Below are 24,814 nucleotides of genomic sequence, written 5' to 3'. Positions count from 1 at the left end.
GCGCCCATCATCGCGCAGGACCCGCACGCGGCACCGCGGCGTGACGGGTGACGCCGCGGCTCAGCGGACGCGCGTGCGCCCTGGCGGGTCACCGGCGTCGCGGGCGTCGCGCCGACGGGCCACGAGACCGGCGACCAGACCGCCCACGACGCCACCGAGCGCCGGCAGCCCGACCATCTCCACCAGCAGGCCGGACGACAGGTCCCACGGCCAGGACGAGAGGAGCACCCACGTCTGCACCACGCCGACGAGCGCGCCTCCCGCCAGCCCCACCACGGTGGACACCCCGGCCGACCGGCCGAGCCATGCCCGCAGGGCGCGCGCGAGCACCACGATCGGCACGGCGCACAGGACGGCGGGGCCCGCGGTGTACAGGAGCCCGAGCGAGGGCACGGTCACGACCGAGGCGCTCGGGCCCTGCGCCACCAGGATCCCGACCGCGCGCACGAGCCACACCGTCAGCACGGCCGCCGCGACGCCCGCCACGGCGGGGAAGGTCCAGAGGCGGGTCACGGGCGCACCGCCGCCACCAGCCGCAGCACCTCCTGCGCGGCACCCGAGACGACCGGCAGCCGGGACAGCGCGACGAGTCGCCCCACGAGCGGTGCGAGGCCGTCGATGAGCACCCGCGTGCGCCGGGCGTCGGGCGAGGAGTCGTGCACCCAGAACACCGTGATCCCGAGCTGCGCGAGCCACAGCAGCTCGGGCAGCTCCGCGCGCAGCGCGGAAGGCACGGCGGGCCGCGCACCGTCGACAACATCGCGGAACAGCGAGCGGCTGAGCTCGGCGGTCGACGCGGAGGACTCCGAGAACGGGCTCGCCGGGGAGCCCGGACGGATCGCCGTGCCGATGGACTCGGCGCCGAACTGCCGGTACGGCCCGAAGGCGTCGATCCCCGCCAGCCACGCGATGCGCACGCGCGAGGCGAGGTCCCCGCCCGAGGCGAGCTGCGCCCGCGCGTGCGCGACCTGCTCCCGGTTCACCTCGAGGTAGAGCTCCTGCACGAGGTCGTCCTTGGACCCGAAGTGGTGGTAAGCGTTGCCCACCGCGACGCCGGCCTCCTGGGCCACGACGCGCATCGTCGTCGCGTCGTACCCCCGCTCCCGGAAGAGGCGCAGCGCGGTCGTACGGATGAGCTCGCGGGTCTCGTCCGCGGTCCGGCGAGCGGTCACGGCTCCGCCGTCGCGGCGCAGGGCGCCGGCTGCGCAGCGCGGCGCCGCGCGAGGGCACGTCGCGCGCGCCCCACGAGCAGCCGTCCGCCACCGGCACCCAGAGCGCCCTCGGCGGCCAGCACCAGGGAGATCACCGGATCGGGCGCGAGGTCGCGACCGACGAGCCCCAGCAGCACGGCTGCCACCGCGCCGACGACGGCGAACACCACGACGTGACGGCTCTCGCGCGGCTCGCGCCGCAGGAGCCAGGCCGTGAGGACGCCGACGGGCCACCCCACGACGAGGACGGGCACGAGCGCCCCGAACGACGCGACCGCCAGCATGACGCCGAACGCCTCTCCGCCCGGCCAGACCCCCGAGAGCGCGAGCGTGAGGAGACCGATGCCGGAGTTGACCGTGATGAGCAGAAGAGCGCACCAGGCGTTCAGCTCGAGGACCCCGAGGCCGCCCAGCTGCTCGGCGGCCTGGCGCGCGAGGGCGCGGGACCGCGGGTCGGTGGTCGCGGCGGGGGCGGCGTGAGGGGTGCTCATGGATCTATTGAACACGTTCATCTGAACATGTTCAAGAGCCGGGTCGAACTCGTGCGTGGGAGCGGGCGTCATCAGAACAGCCGGGAGTCGACGTCGTCGACGCCGCGCATCGCGTCGTAGTCGAGGACCAGGCAGGAGATGCCCCGGTCGACGGCCAGGACGCGCGCCTGCGGCTTGATCTCCTGTGCCGCGAACACGCCCCGCACCGGCGTCAGCAAGGGGTCGCGGTTCAGCAGATCCAGGTAGCGCGTGAGCTGCTCCACACCGTCGATGTCGCCGCGACGCTTGATCTCGACCGCCACGGTGCCGCCGTCGGGCGCCTTGGCGAGGATGTCGACCGGGCCGATCGGCGTCGGGTACTCGCGGCGCACCAGCGTGTGCCCCGACCCCAGCAGCACGATCTGCGCCGCGAGCAGCTCCTGCAGGTGCGCCTCGACGCCGTCCTTCACCAGGCCCGGGTCGACCCCGAGCTCGTGGGCGGAGTCGTGGTGCACGTCGTACAGGTCGATGACGAGCCGGTCGTCCGACTTGGCGTTCTGGACCGTCCACACCTGGGTCACGCCCGCCGCGCGCTGCTCGGCGTCGGGCTCCCCCACCGCGAGCGAGCACGGCGGGCTCATCCAGTTCAGCGGCTTGTAGGAGCCGCCGTCGGAGTGCAGCAGCACCGACCCGTCCGCCTTGACGACGACGAGCCGCCGCGCCCGCGGCAGGTGCGCCGCAAGCCTGCCCGTGTACCGCGCGGCACACTCCGCCACGACCAGGCGCATGCGCGCTCTCCTCCAGTTGCTGCGGGGTCAGATGACCTTGCCGACCCGGGACGGGGTCGCCTCGAGCCACGAGGTGAAGCCTGCGTACGCGTCCGCCGACATCTGCAGGCGGATCTCACGGGGCGCGCCGCCCGACGACGGCACCACACGGCAGCGTGCCACGACCGCCTGCGGGCGATCCGGCGCCGGCGGCAGGAACGTCCGCTCCAGCACCTCGATGCTGCCGCGCGACCAGGTGCGTGCCGGCCGGGGCACGATGGACAGGCGCCGCCACCAGTAGAGCGTCACGGCGCCGTACTGCCCGACACCGCGCGCCGGCGACGACGCGGCCTCCCGCCCCATCTCGACGAGCACGCACGGGAACGAGCCCACGCGGCGCGCCAGGGTGCGGGTCCGGGAGAGCCACAGCCCCCCGACGACGCCGACGAGGGCGACCAGCGAGACCAGGACGACGACCAACCACGCCGGACCGTTCACGCCGCGCCCTCCTCGTCGACGTCCGCCGCGTCAGTGCCCGGTCGAGGCGGCGGACGCCGTCGTCGAGACGGAGTCGACCACCACCGTCACCTGGTCGGAGTCGACGGAGAGGAATCCCCCGTCGACCTGCCAGGACAACACCGCACCGCCCCCAGCCGGGACCACGCGCACCGCGCCCGGGCGCAGCACCGACAGGATCGGCGTGTGCCCCGTCAGAATGCCGATGTCCCCGTCGGCTGCGGGCGCCGACACCTGACGCGCGGCACCCGACCACACCTTGCCGTCCGCTGCGACGACGTCGACCTCGAGCTGTGCCACCGTGCTGCCTCCTGAGTCGGTGCGGTACGTCGTCTGGGCCCGAGGGCTCAGACGCCGTACTCCTTCTGGATGCGGGCCCAGTTGCGCTCGAGGTCCTCGAGGCCACCGATGTTGAAGAACGCCTGCTCCGAGATGTGGTCGAACTCCCCGTCCGCGATCTTCTTGAACGCCTCGACCGTCTCGCTCACGGGCACCGTCGAGCCGACGACGCCGGTGAACTTCTCGGCCATGTAGGTGTTCTGCGAGAGGAACTGCTGGATGCGGCGCGCACGCGCGACGATCGTCTTGTCCTCCTCGGAGAGCTCGTCGACACCGAGGATCGCGATGATGTCCTGGAGCTCCTTGTTGCGCTGCAGGATCGACTTCACGCGCGTCGCCACGTCGTAGTGCTCCTGGCCGACGTACCGGGGGTCGAGGATCCGGCTGGTCGAGGCCAGCGGGTCCACGGCCGGGTACAGGCCGCGCGACGCGATCTCACGGCTGAGCTCGGTCGTCGCGTCGAGGTGGGCGAACGTCGTCGCCGGTGCCGGGTCGGTGTAGTCGTCCGCGGGCACGTAGATCGCCTGGAGCGACGTGATCGAGTGACCACGCGTCGAGGTGATGCGCTCCTGGAGCTGACCCATCTCGTCCGCCAGGTTCGGCTGGTAGCCCACCGCGGAGGGCATGCGGCCGAGCAGCGTCGAGACCTCGGAGCCCGCCTGCGTGAAGCGGAAGATGTTGTCGATGAAGAGCAGCACGTCCTGCTTCTGCACGTCGCGGAAGTACTCCGCCATCGTCAGGGCCGACAGGGCGACGCGCAGACGCGTGCCCGGCGGCTCGTCCATCTGGCCGAAGACGAGGGCGGTCTTGTCGAACACGCCCGCCTCCTCCATCTCGACGATGAGGTCGTTGCCCTCACGCGTGCGCTCACCGACACCGGCGAACACCGAGACACCGCCGTGGTCCTGCGCGACGCGCTGGATCATCTCCTGGATGAGGACGGTCTTGCCGACGCCGGCACCGCCGAACAGGCCGATCTTGCCGCCCTGGACGTACGGGGTCAGCAGGTCGATGACCTTGATCCCGGTCTCGAACATCGTGGTCTTCGACTCGAGCTGGTCGAAGGCCGGGGGCCTGCGGTGGATCGGCCACCGCTCCGTGATCTCGAGGGTCTCACCCTCGGCGAGGTTGAGCACCTCGCCGGTGACGTTGAAGACGTGGCCCTTGGTCACGTCGCCGACGGGCACCGAGATCGGCAGGCCCGTGTCGCGCACCTGCGCGCCGCGGACGAGGCCGTCGGTCGGCTTGAGCGCGATCGCGCGCACCAGGGAGTCGCCCAGGTGCTGCTCGACCTCGAGCGTCATGGTGAAGCCGCCGGCGGCCTCGCCCTCGCCCTGCGTCGAGAGGTCGATGTCGACCTCGAGCGCGTTGTAGATCTCGGGGATCTGGTCCGGCGGGAACTCGATGTCCACGACGGGCCCGATGACCCGCGCGACCCGGCCGACGCCGGGCGTGCCGGCGTTCGCGGCCGTCGCGTCGACGGTGGTGGCGGTCATGTCTGCCTCGCTTCACTCGTCCGGGCCGCTCAGGCGCCCGGCAGGGGTCGGTGTCGTGCTGCGTTCGTGGTCAGGAGGACGCGAGCGCGTCTGCGCCCGACACGATCTCGCTGATCTCCTGGGTGATCTCGCCCTGACGCGCCTGGTTGGCCAGTCGCGTGTAGGTGCGGATGAGGTCCTCGGCGTTCTCGGTGGCCGTGTGCATGGCCCGCTGCCGCGCCGCGAGCTCGGAGGCCGCCGCCTGGAGCAGGTTGGCGTAGATGCGCGTGCGCACGTAGCGCGGCAGCAGCGCGTCCAGCACCTCCTCCGGGCTCGGCTCGAACTCGTAGAGGGGCAGTGCGTCGTTCTCACCCACGGGTGCGACACCCTCGACGACCTCGAGCGGAACCATCCGGATGACACGCGGCCGCTGGGTCACCATGTTCACGAACTGGGTGAACACGACGTGCACCTCGGCGACCCCGCCGTCCTCCGCCGGGGCGCGGAACGCGTCCAGCAGTGCGTCGGCGATCTCGTCCGCGATCTCCGGCGTGGGTGCGTCGGAGAACCCGGTCCACCGCCCCGCCAGCTCGCGCTGACGGAACGTGTAGTAGGCGACGGCGCGACGGCCCGCGACGTACAGGGCCACCTGCTTGCCCTCGCCCTCGAGCTGCTGCACGAGACGCTCGGTCTCGCGGATGACGCTCGCCGAGTAGGCGCCCGCCATGCCGCGGTCCGAGGCGATGAGCAGGACCGCGACCCGGCGCGTGTCGTCGCGCTCCACCAGGAACGGGTGGGACGTGTCGGAGTGGGTCGCGACCGCCGAGACGGCACGCGTGATCGCCCGCGAGTACGGGGTCGCCATCGCGACGCGGTCGCGCGCCTTGCCGATGCGCGACGCAGCGATGAGCTCCTGCGCGCGGAACATCTTCTTGAGCGACTGCGTGCTCTTGATCCGCGCCTTGTAGACGCGCTGCTGACCCGCCATGCTCAGGCCCGCTTCTGGCGGACGATCTGCTCCTGCTCGACCTCGACGTCGGCGTCCTCGTCCTGGCCGCCCACGAGCGGGCTGCCGTCGAACGTGAGGAAGCCCAGCCGGAAGTCGTCGATCGCGTCGCCCAGGGCCTTCTCCGTCGCGTCCTCGAGCTTGCCCGTCTCGGCGATGGTCGACAGGACGTCGGTGTTGCGACGCAGGTGGTCCAGCAGCTCGGACTCGAAGCGACGGACGTCCTGGATCGGCACGTCGTCGAGCTTGCCCTTGGTGCCGGCCCAGATGGACGCGACCTGGTTCTCGACCGGGAACGGCGAGTACTGGCCCTGCTTGAGCAGCTCCATCAGGCGCGCGCCACGCGTCAGCTGAGCGCGCGACGCGGCGTCGAGGTCGGACGCGAACATCGCGAACGCCTCGAGCGAGCGGTACTGCGCCAGGTCCAGCTTCAGCGTGCCGGAGACCTGCTTCATCGCCTTGACCTGCGCGGCACCACCGACGCGGGACACCGAGATGCCGACGTCCACGGCGGGGCGCTGGTCGGCGTTGAACAGGTCCGACTGCAGGAAGATCTGGCCGTCGGTGATCGAGATGACGTTGGTCGGGATGTAGGCCGAGACGTCGTTGGCCTTCGTCTCGATCATCGGCAGGCCGGTCATCGAGCCCGCGCCCAGCTCGTCGGAGAGCTTGGCGCAACGCTCGAGCAGCCGGGAGTGCAGGTAGAAGACGTCACCCGGGTAGGCCTCGCGGCCCGGCGGGCGGCGCAGCAGCAGCGACACCGCGCGGTACGCCTCGGCCTGCTTCGACAGGTCGTCGAAGACGATGAGGACGTGCTTGCCCTGGTACATCCAGTGCTGGCCGATGGCCGAGCCGGTGTACGGCGCGAGGTACTTGAAGCCGGCCGGGTCGGACGCGGGCGACGCCACGATCGTCGTGTACTCGAGCGCGCCGGCCTCCTCGAGAGCGCTGCGCACGGCGGCGATCGTCGAGCCCTTCTGGCCGATGGCGACGTAGATGCAGCGGACCTGCTTGCTCGGGTCGCCCGTCTCCCAGTTGGCCTTCTGGTTGATGATCGTGTCGATCGCGATGGCCGTCTTGCCGGTCTGACGGTCACCGATGATGAGCTGACGCTGGCCGCGGCCGATCGGGATCATCGAGTCGATGGCCTTGAGGCCGGTCTGCAGCGGCTCGTGGACCGACTTGCGGGCCATGACGCCCGGAGCCTGGAGCTCGAGCGCGCGACGGGCGTCCGTCGCGACCTCGCCGAGGCCGTCGATCGGCTGACCCAACGGGTCGACGACGCGACCGAGGTACCCGTCGCCCACGGGGACCGAGAGCACCTCGCCGGTCCGGCGGACCTCCTGGCCCTCCTCGATCCCGGTGAACTCGCCCAGGACGACCACACCGATCTCGCGGACGTCGAGGTTGAGCGCCAGGCCCAGCGTGCCGTCCTCGAACTTCAGCAGCTCGTTGGCCATCGCGCCGGGCAGGCCCTCGACCTGCGCGATGCCGTCGCCTGCCACCGCGACCCGTCCGACCTCCTCGGTCGCCGGGCCCTTGGGCTCGTAGGACTTCACGAAGCTGTCCAGCGCGGAGCGGATGTCCTCCGGCCGGATCGTCAGCTCAGCCATGGCGTTCTCCTCATCTGACGCACGCGCCGTGCGCGTGCGGTGTGTCGTGGGCCGGTGCTCCGGCGATGTCAGGCGGCCAGCTGCCGGCGTGCGTCGGCGAGTCGGGAGAGGACGGTCGAGTCGATGACGTCGGGACCGGACTGCACGCGCAGGCCTCCCACGACGTCGGGATCCACCACGACGTTGACCTGGACGGCACGCCCGAGGGCGCGTCCGAGCAGGTCCGCCAGACGAGCCGTCTGCGTCGGGGTGAGCGGCGAGGCCGCAACGACGGTGGCGACCTCCAGGCTGCGCAGCTCGGCGATCACGTCACCGACGTGGTTCAGGGTGGTGACGTAACGACGCCCACGGGGGGCGACCGCTGCGCGGCGCGCCACCGCCAGGGTGATCGGGTCACCCTGCTGGCCGAGCATGCGCTCGACGAGCTCGCCACGCGCCTGCGCCGGGTACATCTCGTCCAGCAGGTAGCGACGTACCTCGCGCTGGCCGGCCAGCGCGCGGGTGATGGCGAACAGCTCGGCCTCCACCTGCTGGAGCGTCCCGGCGCTCTGCGCCGCCGACAGCAGCGCCACGAACCCGAGCCGCTCGGCCGCGTGCGCGAGGTCGGCGTCAGCCGACCAGCGCGAGCGCACGAGCGCCTGCGCGATCTCCACGGTGCGGGGGTCCGCACCGTCGAGCAGCCGTGCGACGAGCCCGCTCTTGGCGTCCGCCTCGAGCGAGGGGTCGGCGAGCGTGCGGCGCAGCGCCCCGGACGCGTCGAGCGCGTCGACGAGGGCGAACAGCTCCTCGCCGATCGTGCGTGCCGGGCCGCCGGCGGCGCGGACGACCGGTGCGAACCGGTTCTCCACCGCCTGCAGCGAGGCGCGACTGGTCCCGCGCATCAGTTCCCCTTGCCTGCGCTCGTGGTGGTGCTGGCCTCGAGGTCGTCGAGGAAGCGGTCGACGACGCGCGAGCGCCGTGCCTCGTCCTCGAGCGACTCGCCCACGATCTTCGACGCGAGCTGCGTCGCGAGCGTCCCGACGTCGGCACGCAGCGACACGGCGGCCTGCTGGCGCTCCGCGTCGATCTGGCGCTGCGCGGTCTCGGCGATGCGGGCCGCCTCCTCCTGGGCACGTGCCCGCGACTCGGCGAGGATCTGCCCACCCTCGGCGCGCGCGTCCTCCCGGATGCGCGCGGCCTCGGAGCGGGCGTCGGCGAGCAGCTGCTGGTACTCCGCCAGCTGCGCCGCCGCTTCGGCCTGGGCCGTCTCGGCCAGGGCGAGGCCACCCTCGATCTTCGACGTGCGCTCGTCGAGCACCGTCTGGAACTTCGGCAGCACGTACTTGTAGAACGCCACCGCGATGACCACGAGCACGATCGACGACCAGAGCAGGTCGTAGCTGGCCGGGAGGAGCAGCTGGATGCCCTCGGGCTCTTCGCCCGCGGCCGTCACGACGGCCGCGGAGACCGCGGCGCCGCTCACTGGAAGAGGAACCCGGTGATGAGGCCGAGGAGGCCGAGGACCTCGACGAACCCGATACCGATGAACATGGTGGTGCGCAGCTGGCCGGCGACCTCGGGCTGGCGTGCGATGCCCTCGACGGTCTTGCCGATGAGGATGCCCAGACCGATACCCGGGCCGAGCACCGCGAGGCCGTAGCCGACCGTCGCGATGTTCCCGGAGACGGCGTCGGCGGCGGCGAGGATCATGCTGGTGTCTGCCACGATGGCTCGTTCCTTCCGTTGGGTCCCCGGCCGGTCGGCCGAGGGCTCGTGCTCAGGTGCGGGGCCGAGGCCCCGCGGGGTGTGAGGTCAGTGCTCGTCGGAGATCGACTGGCTGATGTAGACAGCGGCCAGGACGACGAAGATGTAGGCCTGCAGGGCCGCGACGAACACCTCGAACAGCGTGATCGCGAACCCGCCCAGGAGGCTCGGCACCGCGAACACGCTCATGCCCGACATCGAGCGGACGAAGAAGTCCGTCGCGGCGAAGCAGAGCACGAGCATGAGGTGGCCGGCCACCATGTTGGCCATGAGCCGGACGGCCAGCGTCACGGGCCGCAGGATGAACACGGTGAGGAACTCGACCGGGGTCAGCAGCACGTAGAGGAACGGCGGCACGCCGGGCGGGAAGAGGCTGGACTTGAGGAAGCCCCCGAGCCCGTGCGCCCGGACACCCGCGCCGATGTACATGACGTAGACCCACAGCGCGAGCATGACCGGCAGGCCGATCAGCGCCGACCCGGCGACGTTCAGGCCCGGGATGATGCCGGTGATGTTGAACGCGAGGATCGCGAAGAAGATCGTCGTGAGCAGCGCGACGTACTTGTGCGCCTTCTCCTTGCCGATGATGTCCTCGGCGACGTTCACGCGCACGAAGTCCAGCAGGAGCTCGACGGCGTTCTGACCACGGCTCGGGACCAGCTTCGCCTTGCGGGCGGCGATCACCATGACCACCACGAGCGCCACGGTCGCGATCACACGGACGAGCTGCATCCGGTTGAACTCGAAGACGGTGCCCTCGAAGAGGAACGGCGCCGGGAAGAAGTCGGCGATCGTCGGGGTGTGGAAGCCGCTCTCGTCCGCGGCGAGCGGCAGGATCGTCGCGATGCTGGACAGTGCGGGCTCCTGTGGTCGTGGTGGCCGGTGCCGCCTCGTCGCGGGCACACCAGCAGCACCTGGCCGTCGTGGATGGGGGAAAGCCTAACCCATGGCTGACCTAGGTCCGCCCCTCCTGGTGGGCCCGTGGGGTGACGCGGATCACCGGCTGCCGGAGCCGGGCTCGACGTACGGCACGCGGCCGTTGTTCACGGCCCGGAAGTCGAGCACGGCCGACGCGACGACGCCCAGGGCAAGCACCGCCGCGAGCACGCCGCGGGAGTAGAAGTCGTGGTCCCGCAGCAGCGCCAGGACGACCACCACGACCAGCACCTTGGCGAGCCAGGTCCCCATGACGACCGCCGCCATCGTGTGCGGCGGCGAGTGGAGCGTGCGCAGCATCGCGACGACCGTCGTCCCCGAGAAGACCAGTGCCAGGCCCACGCCGATGAGCGCTCCCCACACGCCGGGCTGCCCGGCGACGAGCGCGCCGATGCCGACGCCGAGGACGGTCAGCGCGCCGAGGAGCACGCCCGTGTCGCGCAGCGCACGGCGGAACACGCTCTCGGTGGGGTCCGGCGCGGGTGCGGCGGCGGGATCGGTGGTCATGGCAGGGCCTCCACGGATGTCGGGGTGCGCCCGCGCAGCGGGCCGAGGGTCAGGGCCGTGGCCACGATCACGCCCACGCCGGTCACGACGAGGACGGTCGTGGTCGACAGGACGGCCAGCGCCGCGACGCCGAACGCCAGCACGGCCGTCCAGACGTACATGATGGCCACGGCCCGGCGGTGGCTGTGGCCGAGGGCCAGCAGCCGGTGGTGCAGGTGCAGGCGGTCGGGGTGGAACGGGCTCTTGCCCCGCAGCAGCCGGCGGACGATCGCCAGGCCCATGTCCAGCAGCGGCAGGACGAGGACCGCGATCGGCAGGAGGATCGGCACGAACGCCGGGAACCGCACGCGCTCGACGACCGCCGCGTAGTCGATCTGGCCGGTGACGACGATGGCCGCCGCCGCCATGACGAAGCCGAGCAGCATCGAGCCCGAGTCCCCCATGAAGATGCGGGCGGGGTAGAGGTTGTACGGCAGGAAGCCCACGCAGACGCCCACCATCACGCCCACCACGAGCGTCGCGAGGTTCGAGTAGTCGTCGCGGGTGCTGATGGTCAGCAGGTACGCGTACACGAAGAACGCCGTGCCGCCGATCGCGAGGACGCCCGCGGCGAGCCCGTCGAGCCCGTCGACGAAGTTGACGGCGTTCATCGCGACCACGACCGACACCACGGTGACGAACACCGCGGTGCGCGACGAGCCGCTGAGCACGCCACCGATCGGGAGCTGGTAGAGCAGCACGCCCTGCCACGCCAGGAAACCGGCCGCGAGGACCTGACCCATGAGCTTGGTGAGCCAGTCGAGGTCCCAGATGTCGTCGGCCACACCGAGCGCGCACACCAGCGCGGCGCCTCCGACGATGCCGAAGATGGGTCGCGGGTTGGCGTACACGGGTTCGAGGAAGGGCAGCCGCGAGCCCATGAGCAGCGCCACGAGGAGGCCGGCGAACATCGCCATCCCGCCGAGACGGGGCGTCGGGACCGCGTGCACGTCACGGTCACGCACCGCCGTGATGGCGCCCCAGCGCAACGCGCACCAGCGCGCCAGCGGCGTCGTCAGGTAGGTGACGACCGCGGCGATGACGGCGACGAGAACGTAGGTCCTCACGACTCGGCGGTCCCGCGCGTCCCCGGCGTCGGCGCGGGCGGTGCCATCACGGGCGCCACGGCGGCGAGCGCCGCGAGGTCGACGGCCCCGAGCCGCACGACGCGCAGGACGTCCCCGGTGGCGTCGAGGATCGTCGAGGCGACGCCGCCGGGCGCCGGCCCGCCGTCGAGGATCACGGCGACCGCGTCCCCGAGCTGGCCGTCCGCGTCGTGCGCCGTCGTCGCGGCGGGGTGCCCGGTGAGGTTCGCGCTCGAGACCGCGAGCGGTCCCGTGCGGCGCAGCAGCGCGAGCGCGGCCGGGTGGTCGGGCATGCGCAGCGCGACGGTCCCGTGCGTCTCGCCCAGGTCCCACGCGAGCGACGGCTGGGCCCGCAGGATGATCGTCAGGCCGCCGGGCCAGAACGCCTCGGCCAGCGCGCGGACCGTGTCGGGGACGTCGGTCGCGAGGCCGTCCAGCGTCCGCACGTCCGGGATGAGCACCGGCGGCGGCATCTGCCGGCCGCGTCCCTTGGCGTCCAACAGGGCCTGCACGGCACGCGGGTCGAACGCGTCGGCCCCGATGCCGTAGACGGTGTCGGTGGGCAGGACCACGAGCGCGCCACGGCCGACGGCGTTGACCGCCTCGTCGATCGCGGGGCCCCAGGTCGCCGGGTCGGTCGCGTCCTTGATACGGATGCTCACGCGGGCGAGTCTCCCACGATCACGTGCGCGACCCGCCGAGCGACGAGCGTGCGCGGGCGGCCCGTGAGGTCCGGCACGGTGCGCACGTCGGTGAACGCGCCCGTCGCCTCGGCGGCGGCGCGCGCCGCGACGTCCTGCACCTCGGCGTGCTCCATCACCAGCAGCCCGCCGGGCGCGAGCAGGCGGGCTGCCGCCGCGATGACGCCGCGCGGCACGTCGAGCCCGTCGGCTCCGCCGCCGTACAGCGCCACGTCCGGGTCGTGGTCGCGCACCTCGGGGTCGAGCGGCACCGCGTGCGGCGGGATGTAGGGCGGGTTGGACACGACGACGTCGACGGTGCCGTCGAGCTCGGCGAGGAGCGCGGGGTCGCGCACGTCGCCCTGCACGACCCGCAGGTCGGGGCCTGCGGCCGCGGCCGCGTTGGCGCGGGCCAGCCCCACCGCCTCGTCGGACAGGTCGACCGCGACGACGCGGCTCGCGGGCACCTCGGTGTCGACCGAGACGGCGATCGCGCCCGTGCCGGTGCACAGGTCGACCACGAGCGGCCGCCCGCCCCGGGCGGCGACGGCCGCGGCCTCGTCGATCGCGAGCTGCGCGACCGTCTCCGTCTCCGGACGCGGCACGAACACGCCCGGCTCGACGCGCAGCGTGACGTAGCGGAAGACGGTGTGCCCGACGATGTGCTGCAGCGGCTCGCGCGCGCGGCGGCGCTCGACGAGCTCCGCGTACCGCGGCGCGAAGCCCTCCGGCAGCGGCGGCGGCAGCACGAGCTCCACGCGCGGCAGGCCCAGGGCGCACGCGGCCAGTGCGATCGCGTCGTGCCGCGGCGAGGGCACCCCGGCCTCGGTGAGCACGGCGGTCGCACCGTCGACGTACGCGCGCAGGCCCGGACCCGCGTCGCGTGCCGTGGCCGTCCCGTTCACGCGGCGCCACCGCCCGCGGCGGCGAGACGCGCGGCGTCGTCCGCCTCGACCGCCGACGCGATGACCGGCCCGAGGTCGCCGTCGAGCACCTGGTCGAGGTTGTACGACTTGTAGCCCGTGCGGTGGTCGACGATGCGGTTCTCCGGGAAGTTGTACGTCCGGATGCGCTCGGAGCGGTCCACCGTGCGCACCTGGGAGCGGCGCGCCTCGCTCGCCGCGGCGGCCGCCTCCTCCTGCCGGGCGGCCAGCAGCCGCGCCCGGAGCACGCGCATCGCCTGCTCACGGTTCTGCAGCTGGGACTTCTCGTTCTGCATCGACACGACGATCCCGGTGGGCAGGTGCGTGATCCGCACCGCCGAGTCCGTGGTGTTGACCGACTGGCCACCGGGCCCGGACGAGCGGTACACGTCGATCCGCAGGTCGTTGACGTCGACGTCGACGTCGCCCTCGTCGTCGGCCTCGGGGAAGACCATGACCCCGGCGGCCGACGTGTGGATGCGGCCCTGGGACTCGGTGACGGGGACGCGCTGCACGCGGTGCACGCCGCCCTCGTACTTCAGGTGCGCCCAGACGCCGTCCTCGGGAGGCCCGGCGGTCCGGGCCTTCACCGCGACCTGCGCGTCCTTGACGCCGCCCAGGTCCGAGGGGGTCGCGTCGAGCACCTGCACGCTCCAGCCCTGGCGCTCGGCGTAGCGCGTGTACATGCGCAGCAGGTCGGCCGCGAACAGCGCGGACTCCTCGCCGCCCTCCCCCGCCTTGACCTCGAGGATGACGTCGCGCGCGTCGTCCGGGTCGCGCGGCACGAGCACGCGGTGCAGGCGCTCGGCGGCCTGGGCCGCGGCGGCCTGCAGCGCGGGGACCTCGACCGCGAAGGCCTCGTCCTCGGCGGCGAGCTCGGCGGCCGCCTCGGCGTCCTCGGCCGCAGCACGCCACTGCCGGTACGCCTGCACGACACGACCCAGCTCGGCGTAGCGCCGGCCGAGCCGGCGTGCGCGCGCCGCGTCGGCGTGCACGGACGGGTCCGACAGGTCACGCTCGATCTCCGCGTGCTCCACGAGCATCGCCTCGACGGCGTCGAGCTGCTCCACGTCCTGTCCTCCCACTGGTCGACGACCCGTGCGACCGACGGCCGCACACAGCGACAGCGCCGGTGCGCGGGCGGACACGACCATGGAGGGCCGTCGTCCGCCGGTGCACCGGCGCTGCGGAGGAGCTAGTTCGCCGTCTTCTTGCCGTAGCGGGCCTCGAACCGCGCGACGCGGCCACCGGTGTCGAGGATCTTCTGCTTGCCCGTGTAGAACGGGTGGCAGGCGCTGCAGACGTCGGCGTGGATCTTGCCGCTCGTCACCGTCGAGCGCGTGACGAACGTGCTGCCGCAGGTGCACGTGACCTCGGTGAGGACGTACTCCGGGTGGATACCAGACTTCACGGGAGTTCTCCTTGGGTTTCGTCTCCGGGTCCGGACGCGCGTACCGCGCCGGTGAACCGCAGACCGACGGACCATTGTGCCAGAACGGCGGGCGGCCGCGAAAACTTCCCGCGCGGGAGCGTCAGGACGGCCCGCGGTCGTCGGACGCGTCCCGGTACCAGGCCACGAGCGCCTCGCCCGCGTGCCCGGTGCGACGCCGCGCGGCCGACAGCGGCAACGTGCGTGGCCGCAGGTCGATCCAGCTGGCACGGGTCAGGCCCGGGAACCCGGGCGGCAGCCGGACGTGGTCACGCCGTGCGCTGCGGTCCTGCGACGTGAACCGGGCGACCTCCCACGTCCGGCCGTCGACGCGCAGCACGAGGACGGGACGGTCCTTGCTGCCCGGGCCGTCGTCGAACGGGACGTCGGCGAACCAGACGTCACCGACGCGTGGCCGACCGGCTCGCGTGCGCGGGGCCGCGACCCGGCGTCGGCGCCGTGCGACGAGGGCGACGAGCAGCAGGAGCGCGACGAGCCCGAGCACCTCGGGCCGGGCGAGCGCGTCGGCGAGGTCCTGCGGGGCGAGCGGCACACGGGGAGGCTAACCCCGGTCGGGGCCCGTCGGCGGGAAGCCGACGGCCCCGCACCCGGTGGGGTGCGGGGCCGTCGCGCGCCGGCGCGGGAGGTCAGACGACCTTGCCGACACCCTCCTCGAGGGCGGGGCCGTTGTGGCCCGGCGTCGTCTTCTGCACCTGCAGCAGGAACTCGACGTTCGACTTGGTCTCACGGAGCTTGCCCAGCAGCAGCTCGATCGCCTGCTGCTGGTCGAGCCCACCGAGGACGCGACGCAGCTTGTAGACGATCTTCAGCTCGTCGTTGCTCATGAGGACCTCCTCGCGGCGGGTGCCGGACGCGTTGACGTCCACCGCCGGGAAGATGCGCTTGTCGGCGAGCGAGCGCGACAGCCGCAGCTCCATGTTCCCGGTGCCCTTGAACTCCTCGAAGATGACCTCGTCCATCTTCGAGCCCGTCTCGACCAGGGCCGAGGCGAGGATCGTCAGCGAGCCGCCGTTCTCGATGTTGCGCGCCGCGCCGAAGAACCGCTTGGGCGGGTAGAGCGCGGAGGCGTCGACCCCGCCGGACAGGATGCGGCCCGAGGCGGGGGCCGCGAGGTTGTAGGCGCGCGACAGGCGCGTCAGCGAGTCCAGCAGCACGACGACGTCCTGACCGAGCTCGACCAGGCGCTTGGCCCGCTCGATCGCGAGCTCCGCCACGATCGTGTGGTCGGACGCGGGACGGTCGAAGGTCGAGGCGATGACCTCGCCCTTCACGGTCCGCTCCATGTCCGTGACCTCTTCGGGGCGCTCGTCGACGAGCACGACCATGAGGTGGACCTCGGGGTTGTTCGTCGTGATCGCGTTGGCGATCTGCTGCATGATGATCGTCTTGCCCGCCTTGGGCGGCGCGACGATGAGGCCGCGCTGGCCCTTGCCGATGGGCGCGACGATGTCGATGACGCGCGGCGTCAGACGACCCGGCTCGGTCTCCAGGCGCAGCCGCTCCTGCGGGTACAGCGGCGTCAGCTTGGTGAACTCGGGACGCTCGCGCGCTTCGTCGGGGTGCGTGCCGTTGACGCTGTCGAGCCGGACCAGCGCGTTGAACTTGTTGGGGCGGTTGCCCGCCGCGGGAGTCTGCTCGCCCTCGCGGGGCTGGCGCACGGCACCGGTGATCGCGTCGCCGCGGCGCAGGCCGTTCTTCTTGACCTGGTTGAGCGAGACGTACACGTCGTTCGGCCCCGGCAGGTAGCCCGTGGTGCGCACGAAGGCGTACGAGTCCAGCACGTCGAGGATGCCGGCCACGGGCAGCAGCACGTCGTCCTCGGTCACCTCGACCTCGTCGAGGCCCGCCAGGTCGCCCTGCCCCGTGCGCGTGCGGCCGCGCTTGCGGTCACGGTCACGGTCGCGGAAGCGATCCCGCGAGCGGCGGCGGCGACCGCCGCGCTCGTCGTCGTCCAGCCGGTCGTTGGCCGCCTGGCCCGCCTGCGGGGCCGGGGCGCCGTTCTGGCCGGCCGCGCGACGCTCGCCCTGCTGGGGCTCGCCCTGCTGGCGCTCGCCGGCCTGGCGGTCGCCCTGCTGGCGGTCACCGGCCTGGCGCTCACCCTGCGGACGCTCACCCTGCGGACGCTCACCCTGCTGGCGCTCACTCTGCTGGCGCTCACCCTGCTGGCGCTCGCCGTGATGGCGTGCGCCCTGCGCCCGCTCCTCCTGCTCGTCCTGCTGCGGCGCCACCTCCGGGGCGGGCGGCGCACCCGCGCCACGACCCGCACGGCGCGAGCGGCGCTCGCCCGTCACGGACGCGGCCGCGTCGGCGGCACGCACGGCACGGTCGTCGCGCTGCTCGGCCGGCGCGAGGCGTGCGTCCAGCGCGGCCTCGAGGCCGGCGAGCGCGTCGCGGCCGCCACCCGAGCGCTCCCGGGAGCGCGCCGGGCGCTCCGTCGGGGCCTGCTCGGCCGGCGCGGTCGCCACGATGCTCTCGTCGAGCACGACCCGCGGCCGGCGCGTCGTCACGCGGGGCTCGGCGGCCTGCGGCCGCTCGCCGGAGCGCGCGGCGGAGATCGCCTGCACCAGGTCACCCTTGCGCATCTTGCTCGTGCCCTTGACGCCGAGCTGGGAGGCGAGCGCCTGGAGCTCCGGAAGCCGCATCGCGGAGATGCTGCCGGAACCTGAGCCGCCCGTGGTGGCCGTGGCGGCGTCGATGGTGTCTGTCACGAAGGATCCTTCCCCTCGGCGGGGCCCGCCCGGTCCGCCCGGGAGGGGGCCTGCGCCCGGTCCACGTGACCAGACGGAGTGGTGCCACGCGCGTCGCGTACGACGACGTCTGCTGGCGCGGGCGGGATGTTCCCCTCGTCGTCGACTCGCGACCGTCCGGCGGGATCCAGGAGGTGGTCGAGAGCCGGGGACTGTGGGGTCCACCGGCGGATCACGTTCGGATCCACAGGGGGCCGGAGGACGAGGTCCGGGGAACGGGCAAAGCCTAGCACCGCGGCGTCCGCCGCCGTCGCGGACCGCGGCGGTTCACCCCCACGGACCGGTGTGCCCCTGGTGGACGGACGACTCAGTCGAGCATCGCCGTGACCGAGCCGCCCTCGACGTCCACGGCCAGCGGCAGCACCCGCCACCCGGCCATGACGCCGCCGAACACCTCGGCGATCGCGGCATCCGCGTCGGTCGCGCCGTCGGTGCCGCCCGGCAGCCGGCGTGCGAGTGCGAGGACCGTCGGCCCGGCACCCGACACGACGGCCGCCACGCCGCGCTCACGCAGCGCGTCGACCAGGGCGAGCGATGCGGGCATCACCTGGCGCCGGTAGCCCTGGTGCAGCCGGTCGCCGGTGGCGGCCAGGAGCAGGTCCGGTCGCCGCCCGAGCGCCTCGACGAGCAGCGCGGCCCGGCCGACCTGCCACGCGGCGTCGCCGTGGGGCACCTGCGCGGGCAGCACGCCGCGTGCGGCGTGCGTGGAGAGGTGGCCCGGCGGGACGATCGCGACGGGCGCGAGGTCGGGGTGCACGGCGAGCCGGGCGGCGCGCACGGCGGCGGCTGCCGACCCCGCCTCCGCACCGCCGGGACCGGTGGCCGGATCGTCGGTCCACGCGACGGTCAGCCCGCCCAGCAGCGCGGGGGCGGCGTTGTCGGGGTGCCCCTCGAGCCCCGTCGCGAGCGCGAGGGCGACGTCGTCGTCCAGCGCGTCCGGCTCGGAGACCAGGCCCCGGGCGGCCAGGATCCCCGCGACGACGGCGGCGGCCGACGAGCCCAGCCCGCGGCCGTGGGGCACCCGGTTGCGGCACACCAGGTGCAGCCCGGTCTGCGGCGCCCCGACGTGGTCGAGGGCGAGGCGCAGCGCGCGGACCACGAGGTGGCTCTCGTCGTCGGGGACGGTGCCGGCTCCCTCCCCCTGCACCTCGACGCGCACGTCGTCCGTGCCGAGCGCACGCACGTCGACCTCGTCGTGCAGGCCCAGCGCGATGCCGAGCGCGTCGAAACCCGGGCCGAGGTTGGCGGACGTGGCGGGGACGCGGACCCGCACGTGCGCAGCGCGCAGACGCACCGCCGCTCAGCCCAGGCCGAGCGCGTCGGCGATGGAGACGACGTCGGTCGAGAGCCGCTGCGGCTGCACCTCGCTGCCGTCCGCCGTGCGCAGCGCCCACTGCGGGTCCTTCAGGCCGTGACCCGTGACGGTGACGACGATGCGCGCGCCCGCCGGAACCAGGCCCCGCTCGGCACGCGCCAGCAGACCCGCGACACCCGCCGCCGACGCGGGCTCGACGAAGACCCCGACCTCGGCCGACAGCACCCGGTGGGCCGCGAGGATCTGCTCGTCGGTCACGGACTCGATCACGCCGCCCGACACGTCGCGCGCCTCCTCGGCCTGCTGCCAGGACGCGGGGTTGCCGATGCGGATCGCGGTCGCGATGGTCTCGGGGGCGTCGACCGGGTGCCCCAGGACGAGGGGCGCGGCGCCGGCCGCCTGAAAGCCCCACATCGCGGGGGTGCGCGTGGCGACCGCCGCCAGGCCCGCGCCCGCGTCGAGGCCCGCGTACTCGCGGTAGCCGCGCCAGTACGCGGTGATGTTGCCCGCGTTGCCCACGGGCAGGCAGTGGATGTCCGGGGCGTCGCCCAGCGCGTCGACGATCTCGAACGCGGCGGTCTTCTGGCCCTCGATGCGGTCGGGGTTCACCGAGTTGACCAGCTCGACGGGGTACGCCTCCGCGAGCTTGCGTGCCGCGATGAGGCAGTCGTCGAAGTTGCCGTCGACCTGCAGCAGGCGCGCACCGTGGGCGATCGCCTGGCTGAGCTTGCCCATCGCGATCTTGCCGTCGGGCACGAGCACCGCGCAGACCATGCCCGCGCGCGTCGCGTAGGCGGCGGCCGACGCGGACGTGTTGCCCGTCGACGCGCACACCACGGCCTGCGCGCCGCGCGCCGCGGCGGCCGAGATGGCCGTCGTCATGCCGCGGTCCTTGAACGAGGCCGTCGGGTTCATGCCCTCGACCTTGACGTGCACGTCGGCGCCCGTGAGCTGCGAGAGCGCGGGGGCGTGGACGAGCGGCGTGCCGCCCTCCCCCAGCGTGACGACGCGCTCCTGGACGTGGGCGGGCAGACGGTCGGCGTACTCGGCGATGACGCCGCGCCACTGGTGGGCCATGGGGTGGAGTTCCTCGCTCGGGTGGGGGTGGGGCTTTCAGAGCACCGGCAGCACGGACACGACGCGTCGCACGACGTCGAGCGCGGAGACCGCGTCGACGGTCGCGCGCAGCGCACGCTCCGGGGCCGTGTGCGTGGTGATGACGAGGGTCGCGGCGGGGTCGTCCCCCGCCTGCAGCACCTGGCGCACCGCCTCGATCGACACGTCCTGCGCGGCGAGCTCGGCCGCGACGCGCGCGAGCACGCCCGGGCGGTCGTCGACCTCGAGGCGGACCTGGTAGCGCGAGCGGGCCTCGCCGCCGTCGAGCACCGGCAGGTCCGCGTGCGACGACTCCACCGGGCCCTTGCCGCCGAGCACGCGGTGCCGGACCACGGAGACGAGGTCGCCGAGGACCGCCGACGCCGTGGGGGCGCCGCCGGCGCCGCGGCCGTAGAACATGAGCTCGCCAGCGGCCTCGGCCTCGACGAAGACGGCGTTGAACGCCTGGCGCACGCCGGCGAGCGGGTGGTCGGACGGCACCAGCGTGGGCTGCACGCGCACGAGCACGCCGTCGCGGCCCTCGGCGGTGCGCGCGCGCTCCGCGACCGCGAGCAGCTTGAGCACGTGGCCCGTCCGCCCGGCCCACGTGACGTCGTCGGCCGTGAGCGCCGTGATGCCGACGCGGTCGACGTCCGCCAGCGCGACGCGCGTGTGGAACGCGAGCGACGCGAGGATCGCGGCCTTGGCCGCGGCGTCGTAGCCCTCGACGTCGGCGGTCGGGTCCGCCTCGGCGTAGCCCAGGGCCTGGGCCTCCGTGACGGCCTCCTCGAGCCCGAGGCCCTCGGTCGTCATCGAGTCGAGCACGTAGTTGGTGGTGCCGTTGACGATGCCGAGGACGCGCAGGACGGTGTCACCGGCCAGCGACTCGCGCACCGGACGCACGATGGGGATGGCGCCCGCGACGGCGGCCTCGAAGTACAGGTCGACGCCGGCGGCGTCGGCCGCGTCGTACAGCGCCGGGCCGTCCTGGGCGAGGAGCGCCTTGTTGGCGGTGACGACGGACGCGCCGTGCTCGACGGCGCGCAGCACGAGCGTGCGCGCGGGCTCGATGCCGCCCATGAGCTCGACGACGACGTCGGCTTTCTCGACCAGCGACTCGGCGTCGGTCGTGAGCAGGGCGCGGTCCACGACCGGGTCGCGCTCGACATCGAGCGAGCGGACGGCCACGCCGACCAGCTCGAGGCGGGCCCCGGCGCGCGCGGCGAGCTCGTCGCCCTCCGTCACCAGCCGGCGCACGACCTCCGTGCCGACGACGCCGCAGCCGAGGACGGCGACGCGCAGGGGCGGGTGGGTGCCGGGGCTGAGGGCCACGCAGGTGCCTTCCGAGCAGGGCGGTCGACGGTGCCGCCGGGGGTGGGTCGTCGGGCCGGGTGCCGCGGGCGGCGCCTGGGTCGCCGCCCAGGATAGGGCGGACGGGCAGCCGGGCGTCGCGGCCGTCCGGGCTACGGGCGCGGACCTTCTGGACGAGCGGTCTTGTTAGGCGAGGCTCACCTGGCCTACGGTGGCGTCCTGACGGATTGTCAGCAACACACGTCGCCGCCGCGCGCCGCACCCCCGGGAGCCCCCCACATGACCGCCACGACCCCCGACCAGGTCCTCGAGCCCGCTCCCGACGCGACGCTCTCGGGCGCGCTGCGCGCCGGGACGCGCGAGGACCACGAGGCCGCCGAGCGGTCCGCGTTCGTCGAGCACCTGGTCGGCGGCACCCTGCCGCTCGCGGGCTACATCGACCTCGCGGCTCAGCAGCACGCCGTGTACAGCGCACTCGAGGCGGCCGGCGACCGGCTCGTCGCCGCGGGCTCCGACGCCGGCCTGGTGTTCCCCGAGCTCGTGCGCGTCCCGGCCATCGAGGCGGACCTCGCCCACCTGCTCGGCGACGACTGGCGCACGCAGGTGCGCCCGCTGCCCGCGACGACCGACTACGTCGCGCGCCTCGAGGCCGTCGGCGACGACCTGCCGCGGTACGCCGCGCACGCCTACACCCGCTACCTCGGCGACCTGTCCGGCGGGCAGATCCTCAAGCGGATGATCGAGCGCCACCACGGGCTGCGCGGTGCCGGCGTGTCCTTCTACGACTTCCCGCAGATCCACAAGCTCAAGCCGTTCAAGGACGTCTACCGCGAGCGGCTCGACGGGCTCGCCCTCACGCCCGCGCAGCGCGACGAGGTGGTCGAGGAGGCGCGCGTCGCCTTCCGGCTCAACCGCGCGCTGTTCGCCGACCTCGCGGCCGTGCACGTCGCCTGAGCCCCACGCCCGCAGGACCCCGGCGCGCTCGACGCGCCGGGGTCCTCGCGTCCGCGGGGAACGACGGACGGGGGCGGCACCGAGCGGTGCCACCCCCGTCCGTCGTCCTGACGTCAGGCGGTCGTGGTCCCCCGGCGCCGGCGCGCGACGCCGACCATGAGAGCCCCGAGCAGCACGAACGCCACCGACGCACCGACGCCCGACAGCGCGTCGGAACCGGTCGTCGCGAGGCCCGTGCTCGCGTCGCACTCCACCTGCCCGCCGAGCGGCAGCGTGAACGACACCGGGTCGAGCGCCTCGCCGGCCGTGTAGAAGCCCGCGAAGCCCGTCGCACCGGCGGCCGTGAGCGTCGCCGGGACGCCGCTGTACGCGACCCGGCCGTCGCCCACGGTCCGCTGCCCCGCGGACAGCGCGAGCGTCGCGAGGGTCACGCGCGACGTGCCGTCGGCGCTCGTGACGGTGGCGGTGAGCACGGCCGACGTGGCACTGGTGACCTGCACCCGCGGGTCGGCGATCGTCAGCGCCAGGGCGCCGTCGTGACCCGAGAACGCGACGCGTCCGGACCACGCGGCAGCGCCCGCCGGGCCGTCGGGGTTGAAGCGGCCGGTGCCCCCGGACCACGTCCACGGACCCGTGCCGGACACGCCGGAGGGCGTGATGGAGCCGCGCGCCACCGGGCCGGCGACGTACGTGCGGAAGCTGTCCCGCACGCCCCACGTCAGGGTGGCACCGCTGACCGAGCGCGCGACGCACCTGGGCTGCGCGGCCGTGACCGTGATCGACTGCCGCAGCGTCTGGTCCGCGCCGACGAGCACGAGCGTGTGCCGCCCGGCGGGGGTCGACGCAGGAACGGTGAACTGCACGGTCACGACGCCGGCGGCGTCGGCGGTCAGCCCGCGCGCGAGCACGACGGGCGGGGAGTGCAGCTCCAGCCGGATGCCGGTCTCGCCCGGGCGGAAGCCGCCGGCCGTGAGGCTCAGCTCTCCGCCCGCGACGACCGCACCGGACGTCAGCCCCTCCACGACCAGCGGCGCGGGCGCAGCCGGAGCCGGTGCGGACGCCGGCGGCGTGGCGGGCAGCTGCGGCACGCCGTCGAACGACAGCGGCGTGCTCGTGTCCAGCGACCGGTCGCTCGAGCCGTGCGCCGCCATCGTCACGACGTGGAACGGCGTACCGGCGTGGTCGTACGTGACGCCGTTGCTGACGTAGGTCGGGCGCACGCCGGTGAACCGGACCGTGAAGGTGCCGTCCGCGGCGAGCGGTGCCATGTCACCCACGGCGGTCGTCACGCGCGGGTTCACCCACGTCGCGGCCTGGAACGTCGAGGCGTCGAGGTACCACGCGTCACCCAGCCGGGGGCCGACCGCGACGTACAGGCCGTTCGCCGCGACGCCCGCGCCGAAGCCCGTGCCACGCACGGTCAGGTCGAGCGAGCCGTCGGTCCGCAGGATGCGGTCGACCGTCACGGCCGGTCCCACCGGCTGCTCCGGGGTGGGGGTCGGCGTCGGCGTGGGCTCCGGGGTCGGCGTCGGCTCGGGGGCCGGCTCGACGAACGTCAGCGGCGTGAACGTCTCGTACGCCGCCACCGCAGCCCCCGAACCCGCGTACGTGTAGATCCCGTACCGCGCACCGGCCGCCGGCTGCTTCGCGTCCAGCTCGGCCTTGTCGACCTGCAGCGTCGCGGTGAACGACCCGTCCTCCCGCAGCTCGATCGCACCCGCGGCCGGACCACCGATCGTGGCCATCGAGTCCGCCGGGACCGCCCAGCTCGTCGCCGCGGCCTTCCGCGCGAGCGACGACACACCGACCGACGGCTGCCACACCTCGGGGAACGCACCGAACACCACGTACGCACCGGCCGCACCACCCGCCAGCGGCGGACGCGCACCGGTCGCCAGCGACGGCAGGAAGCCCGTGCCCTCGACCGTCACCGTCGTCACGCCCTCGACCGGCAGCTCCGTGCGCGACACCTGCACCGCAGGCGCCGGGGCCGGGGCCGGGGTCGGCTCGGGCGTCGGCGTGGGCTCCGGGGTCGGCGTCGGCTCCGGGGTCGGCGACGGCTCGGGGGCCGGCTCGACGAACGTCAGCGGCGTGAACGTCTCGTACGCCGCCACCGCAGCACCCGAACCCGCGTACGTGTAGATCCCGTACCGCGCACCGGCCGCCGGCTGCTTCGCGTCCAGCTCGGCCTTGTCGACCTGCAGCGTCGCGGTGAACGACCCGTCCTCCCGCAGCTCGATCGCACCCGCGGCCGGACCACCGATCGTGGCCATCGAGTCCGCCGGGACCGCCCAGCTCGTCGCCGCGGCCTTCCGCGCGAGCGACGACACACCGACCGACGGCTGCCACACCTCGGGGAACGCACCGAACACCACGTACGCACCGGCCGCACTACCCGCCAGCGGCGGACGCGCACCGGTCGCCAGCGACGGCAGGAAGCCCGTGCCCTCGACCGTCACCGTCGTCACGCCCTCGACCGGCAGCTCCGTGCGCGACACCTGCACCGCAGGCGCAGGCGCGGCCGACGCGGGCGCGGCGGCTGCGAGGCCTCCGGCGCCCAGGACGAGCGCGGTGAGCGCCCCGGTGACCGCGCGCGCGGCGCGGACCGTCCTTCGTGGATACATCGTGTTCC

General features: G+C 73.7%; 26 protein-coding genes. 1 reads left to right on the top strand and 25 read right to left on the bottom strand.

Annotated elements, in window-relative coordinates:
- Positions 1–60 precede the first annotated feature (60 nt).
- The 24 genes from KKR89_RS05305 to KKR89_RS05190 all read right to left on the bottom strand — a co-directional run bounded on the left by KKR89_RS05305 (position 61) and on the right by KKR89_RS05190 (position 21,249).
- Positions 61–513: a hypothetical protein gene (locus KKR89_RS05305; RefSeq protein ID WP_214765706.1), complete on the bottom strand. Its 453-nt coding sequence runs from the start codon at positions 511–513 to the stop codon at positions 61–63.
- A complete protein-coding gene (locus tag KKR89_RS05300) occupies positions 510–1,172 on the bottom strand; it encodes a TetR/AcrR family transcriptional regulator (protein ID WP_214765703.1) in 663 nt (220 codons plus the stop codon). Before KKR89_RS05300 ends, KKR89_RS05305 begins: the two co-directional genes overlap by 4 nt.
- Positions 1,169–1,774: a hypothetical protein gene (locus tag KKR89_RS05295; RefSeq protein ID WP_214765700.1), complete on the bottom strand. Its 606-nt coding sequence runs from the start codon at positions 1,772–1,774 to the stop codon at positions 1,169–1,171. The genes KKR89_RS05300 and KKR89_RS05295 overlap by 4 nt, the downstream gene beginning before the upstream one ends.
- Positions 1,774–2,469, bottom strand: coding sequence for an endonuclease NucS (nucS, locus tag KKR89_RS05290; RefSeq protein WP_214765697.1), 696 nt, complete (start codon positions 2,467–2,469; stop codon positions 1,774–1,776). Before nucS ends, KKR89_RS05295 begins: the two co-directional genes overlap by 1 nt.
- A 27-nt stretch (positions 2,470–2,496) precedes the next feature.
- Positions 2,497–2,946: a DUF2550 domain-containing protein gene (locus KKR89_RS05285; protein WP_214765694.1), complete on the bottom strand. Its 450-nt coding sequence runs from the start codon at positions 2,944–2,946 to the stop codon at positions 2,497–2,499.
- A 30-nt stretch (positions 2,947–2,976) separates the two neighbouring features.
- Complete coding sequence (locus tag KKR89_RS05280) at positions 2,977–3,264, bottom strand: F0F1 ATP synthase subunit epsilon (RefSeq protein ID WP_208288018.1); 288 nt, start codon at positions 3,262–3,264, stop codon at positions 2,977–2,979.
- Positions 3,265–3,311: 47 nt separating this feature from the next.
- Positions 3,312–4,799 carry a F0F1 ATP synthase subunit beta gene (gene atpD / locus KKR89_RS05275; RefSeq protein ID WP_208288017.1) on the bottom strand — a complete coding sequence of 496 codons (1,488 nt, stop codon included), beginning with the start codon at positions 4,797–4,799 and terminating at the stop codon, positions 3,312–3,314.
- 70 nt (positions 4,800–4,869) lie between these two features.
- On the bottom strand, positions 4,870–5,766 hold the full coding sequence (locus KKR89_RS05270; protein WP_208288016.1) for a F0F1 ATP synthase subunit gamma: 897 nt from the start codon (positions 5,764–5,766) through the stop codon (positions 4,870–4,872).
- 2 nt (positions 5,767–5,768) lie between these two features.
- Positions 5,769–7,397 (bottom strand): F0F1 ATP synthase subunit alpha, encoded by a 1,629-nt coding sequence (atpA, locus tag KKR89_RS05265; RefSeq protein WP_208288015.1) that lies wholly within the window; start codon positions 7,395–7,397, stop codon positions 5,769–5,771.
- Positions 7,398–7,465: 68 nt separating this feature from the next.
- On the bottom strand, positions 7,466–8,278 hold the full coding sequence (locus KKR89_RS05260) for a F0F1 ATP synthase subunit delta (protein ID WP_214765691.1): 813 nt from the start codon (positions 8,276–8,278) through the stop codon (positions 7,466–7,468).
- Positions 8,278–8,859 (bottom strand): F0F1 ATP synthase subunit B, encoded by a 582-nt coding sequence (locus KKR89_RS05255; RefSeq protein ID WP_214765688.1) that lies wholly within the window; start codon positions 8,857–8,859, stop codon positions 8,278–8,280. Before KKR89_RS05255 ends, KKR89_RS05260 begins: the two co-directional genes overlap by 1 nt.
- The gene (atpE, locus tag KKR89_RS05250; RefSeq protein ID WP_043598826.1) at positions 8,856–9,086 is read right to left on the bottom strand and encodes an ATP synthase F0 subunit C; all 231 of its coding nucleotides are present in this window, start codon (positions 9,084–9,086) and stop codon (positions 8,856–8,858) included. The genes KKR89_RS05255 and atpE overlap by 4 nt, the downstream gene beginning before the upstream one ends.
- Positions 9,087–9,188: 102 nt before the next feature.
- Entirely contained in the window at positions 9,189–9,974 is a 786-nt protein-coding gene (gene atpB / locus KKR89_RS05245; RefSeq protein ID WP_214765772.1) for a F0F1 ATP synthase subunit A, read from the bottom strand.
- Positions 9,975–10,136: 162 nt separating this feature from the next.
- The gene (locus tag KKR89_RS05240; protein WP_214765685.1) at positions 10,137–10,583 is read right to left on the bottom strand and encodes a hypothetical protein; all 447 of its coding nucleotides are present in this window, start codon (positions 10,581–10,583) and stop codon (positions 10,137–10,139) included.
- A complete protein-coding gene (locus KKR89_RS05235) occupies positions 10,580–11,689 on the bottom strand; it encodes an MraY family glycosyltransferase (RefSeq protein WP_208288011.1) in 1,110 nt (369 codons plus the stop codon). Before KKR89_RS05235 ends, KKR89_RS05240 begins: the two co-directional genes overlap by 4 nt.
- Complete coding sequence (locus KKR89_RS05230; RefSeq protein WP_208288010.1) at positions 11,686–12,369, bottom strand: L-threonylcarbamoyladenylate synthase; 684 nt, start codon at positions 12,367–12,369, stop codon at positions 11,686–11,688. The genes KKR89_RS05235 and KKR89_RS05230 overlap by 4 nt, the downstream gene beginning before the upstream one ends.
- Positions 12,366–13,292, bottom strand: a complete 927-nt coding sequence (prmC, locus tag KKR89_RS05225) for a peptide chain release factor N(5)-glutamine methyltransferase (protein ID WP_251141025.1) — start codon at positions 13,290–13,292, stop codon at positions 12,366–12,368. Before prmC ends, KKR89_RS05230 begins: the two co-directional genes overlap by 4 nt.
- Positions 13,289–14,353, bottom strand: coding sequence for a peptide chain release factor 1 (gene prfA, locus KKR89_RS05220; RefSeq protein WP_243891252.1), 1,065 nt, complete (start codon positions 14,351–14,353; stop codon positions 13,289–13,291). The genes prmC and prfA overlap by 4 nt, the downstream gene beginning before the upstream one ends.
- Positions 14,354–14,505: 152 nt before the next feature.
- Positions 14,506–14,721: a 50S ribosomal protein L31 gene (gene rpmE, locus KKR89_RS05215; RefSeq protein WP_191784206.1), complete on the bottom strand. Its 216-nt coding sequence runs from the start codon at positions 14,719–14,721 to the stop codon at positions 14,506–14,508.
- Positions 14,722–14,842: 121 nt separating this feature from the next.
- Positions 14,843–15,292 carry a type II toxin-antitoxin system PemK/MazF family toxin gene (locus tag KKR89_RS05210; RefSeq protein ID WP_214765682.1) on the bottom strand — a complete coding sequence of 150 codons (450 nt, stop codon included), beginning with the start codon at positions 15,290–15,292 and terminating at the stop codon, positions 14,843–14,845.
- 94 nt (positions 15,293–15,386) lie between these two features.
- Positions 15,387–17,468: a transcription termination factor Rho gene (gene rho, locus KKR89_RS05205; protein ID WP_214765679.1), complete on the bottom strand. Its 2,082-nt coding sequence runs from the start codon at positions 17,466–17,468 to the stop codon at positions 15,387–15,389.
- Positions 17,469–17,814: 346 nt separating this feature from the next.
- Positions 17,815–18,801: a homoserine kinase gene (thrB, locus tag KKR89_RS05200; protein ID WP_208288007.1), complete on the bottom strand. Its 987-nt coding sequence runs from the start codon at positions 18,799–18,801 to the stop codon at positions 17,815–17,817.
- A gap of 6 nt (positions 18,802–18,807) precedes the next feature.
- Positions 18,808–19,899, bottom strand: a complete 1,092-nt coding sequence (gene thrC, locus KKR89_RS05195) for a threonine synthase (protein WP_208288006.1) — start codon at positions 19,897–19,899, stop codon at positions 18,808–18,810.
- A gap of 36 nt (positions 19,900–19,935) precedes the next feature.
- Positions 19,936–21,249 carry a homoserine dehydrogenase gene (locus KKR89_RS05190; RefSeq protein WP_208288005.1) on the bottom strand — a complete coding sequence of 438 codons (1,314 nt, stop codon included), beginning with the start codon at positions 21,247–21,249 and terminating at the stop codon, positions 19,936–19,938.
- 258 nt (positions 21,250–21,507) lie between these two features.
- On the opposite strand from KKR89_RS05190, the gene KKR89_RS05185 reads away from it, so the two are divergent.
- Entirely contained in the window at positions 21,508–22,182 is a 675-nt protein-coding gene (locus tag KKR89_RS05185; protein ID WP_208288004.1) for a biliverdin-producing heme oxygenase, read from the top strand.
- Between the two features lie 113 nt (positions 22,183–22,295).
- Here the strand turns inward: KKR89_RS05185 and KKR89_RS18510 are convergent, their stop codons facing one another.
- Complete coding sequence (locus tag KKR89_RS18510; protein WP_214765676.1) at positions 22,296–24,806, bottom strand: HtaA domain-containing protein; 2,511 nt, start codon at positions 24,804–24,806, stop codon at positions 22,296–22,298.
- Between the last annotated feature and the right edge of the window lie 8 nt (positions 24,807–24,814).

The organism is Cellulomonas dongxiuzhuiae (genome assembly GCF_018623035.1).
Lineage (GTDB): Bacteria > Actinomycetota > Actinomycetes > Actinomycetales > Cellulomonadaceae > Cellulomonas > Cellulomonas dongxiuzhuiae.
The sequence above is the reverse complement of the archived record's forward strand: the minus strand, read 5'-3'. Positions and strand labels throughout refer to the sequence as shown.

What these genes read in the sequence shown, in the direction of transcription:
- KKR89_RS05185 (WP_208288004.1), top strand. Translation starts at nt 21,508, where the DNA reads ATGACCGCCACGACCCCCGACCAGGTCCTCGAGCCCGCTCCCGACGCG.
- KKR89_RS05240 (WP_214765685.1), bottom strand. Translation starts at nt 10,583, where the DNA reads ATGACCACCGATCCCGCCGCCGCACCCGCGCCGGACCCCACCGAGAGC.
- KKR89_RS05260 (WP_214765691.1), bottom strand. Translation starts at nt 8,278, where the DNA reads ATGCGCGGGACCAGTCGCGCCTCGCTGCAGGCGGTGGAGAACCGGTTC.
- KKR89_RS05295 (WP_214765700.1), bottom strand. Translation starts at nt 1,774, where the DNA reads ATGACGCCCGCTCCCACGCACGAGTTCGACCCGGCTCTTGAACATGTT.
- atpD (WP_208288017.1), bottom strand. Translation starts at nt 4,799, where the DNA reads ATGACCGCCACCACCGTCGACGCGACGGCCGCGAACGCCGGCACGCCC.
- atpE (WP_043598826.1), bottom strand. Translation starts at nt 9,086, where the DNA reads ATGATCCTCGCCGCCGCCGACGCCGTCTCCGGGAACATCGCGACGGTC.
- atpA (WP_208288015.1), bottom strand. Translation starts at nt 7,397, where the DNA reads ATGGCTGAGCTGACGATCCGGCCGGAGGACATCCGCTCCGCGCTGGAC.
- KKR89_RS18510 (WP_214765676.1), bottom strand. Translation starts at nt 24,806, where the DNA reads ATGTATCCACGAAGGACGGTCCGCGCCGCGCGCGCGGTCACCGGGGCG.
- KKR89_RS05270 (WP_208288016.1), bottom strand. Translation starts at nt 5,766, where the DNA reads ATGGCGGGTCAGCAGCGCGTCTACAAGGCGCGGATCAAGAGCACGCAG.
- prfA (WP_243891252.1), bottom strand. Translation starts at nt 14,353, where the DNA reads ATGCTCGTGGAGCACGCGGAGATCGAGCGTGACCTGTCGGACCCGTCC.
- nucS (WP_214765697.1), bottom strand. Translation starts at nt 2,469, where the DNA reads ATGCGCCTGGTCGTGGCGGAGTGTGCCGCGCGGTACACGGGCAGGCTT.
- thrC (WP_208288006.1), bottom strand. Translation starts at nt 19,899, where the DNA reads ATGGCCCACCAGTGGCGCGGCGTCATCGCCGAGTACGCCGACCGTCTG.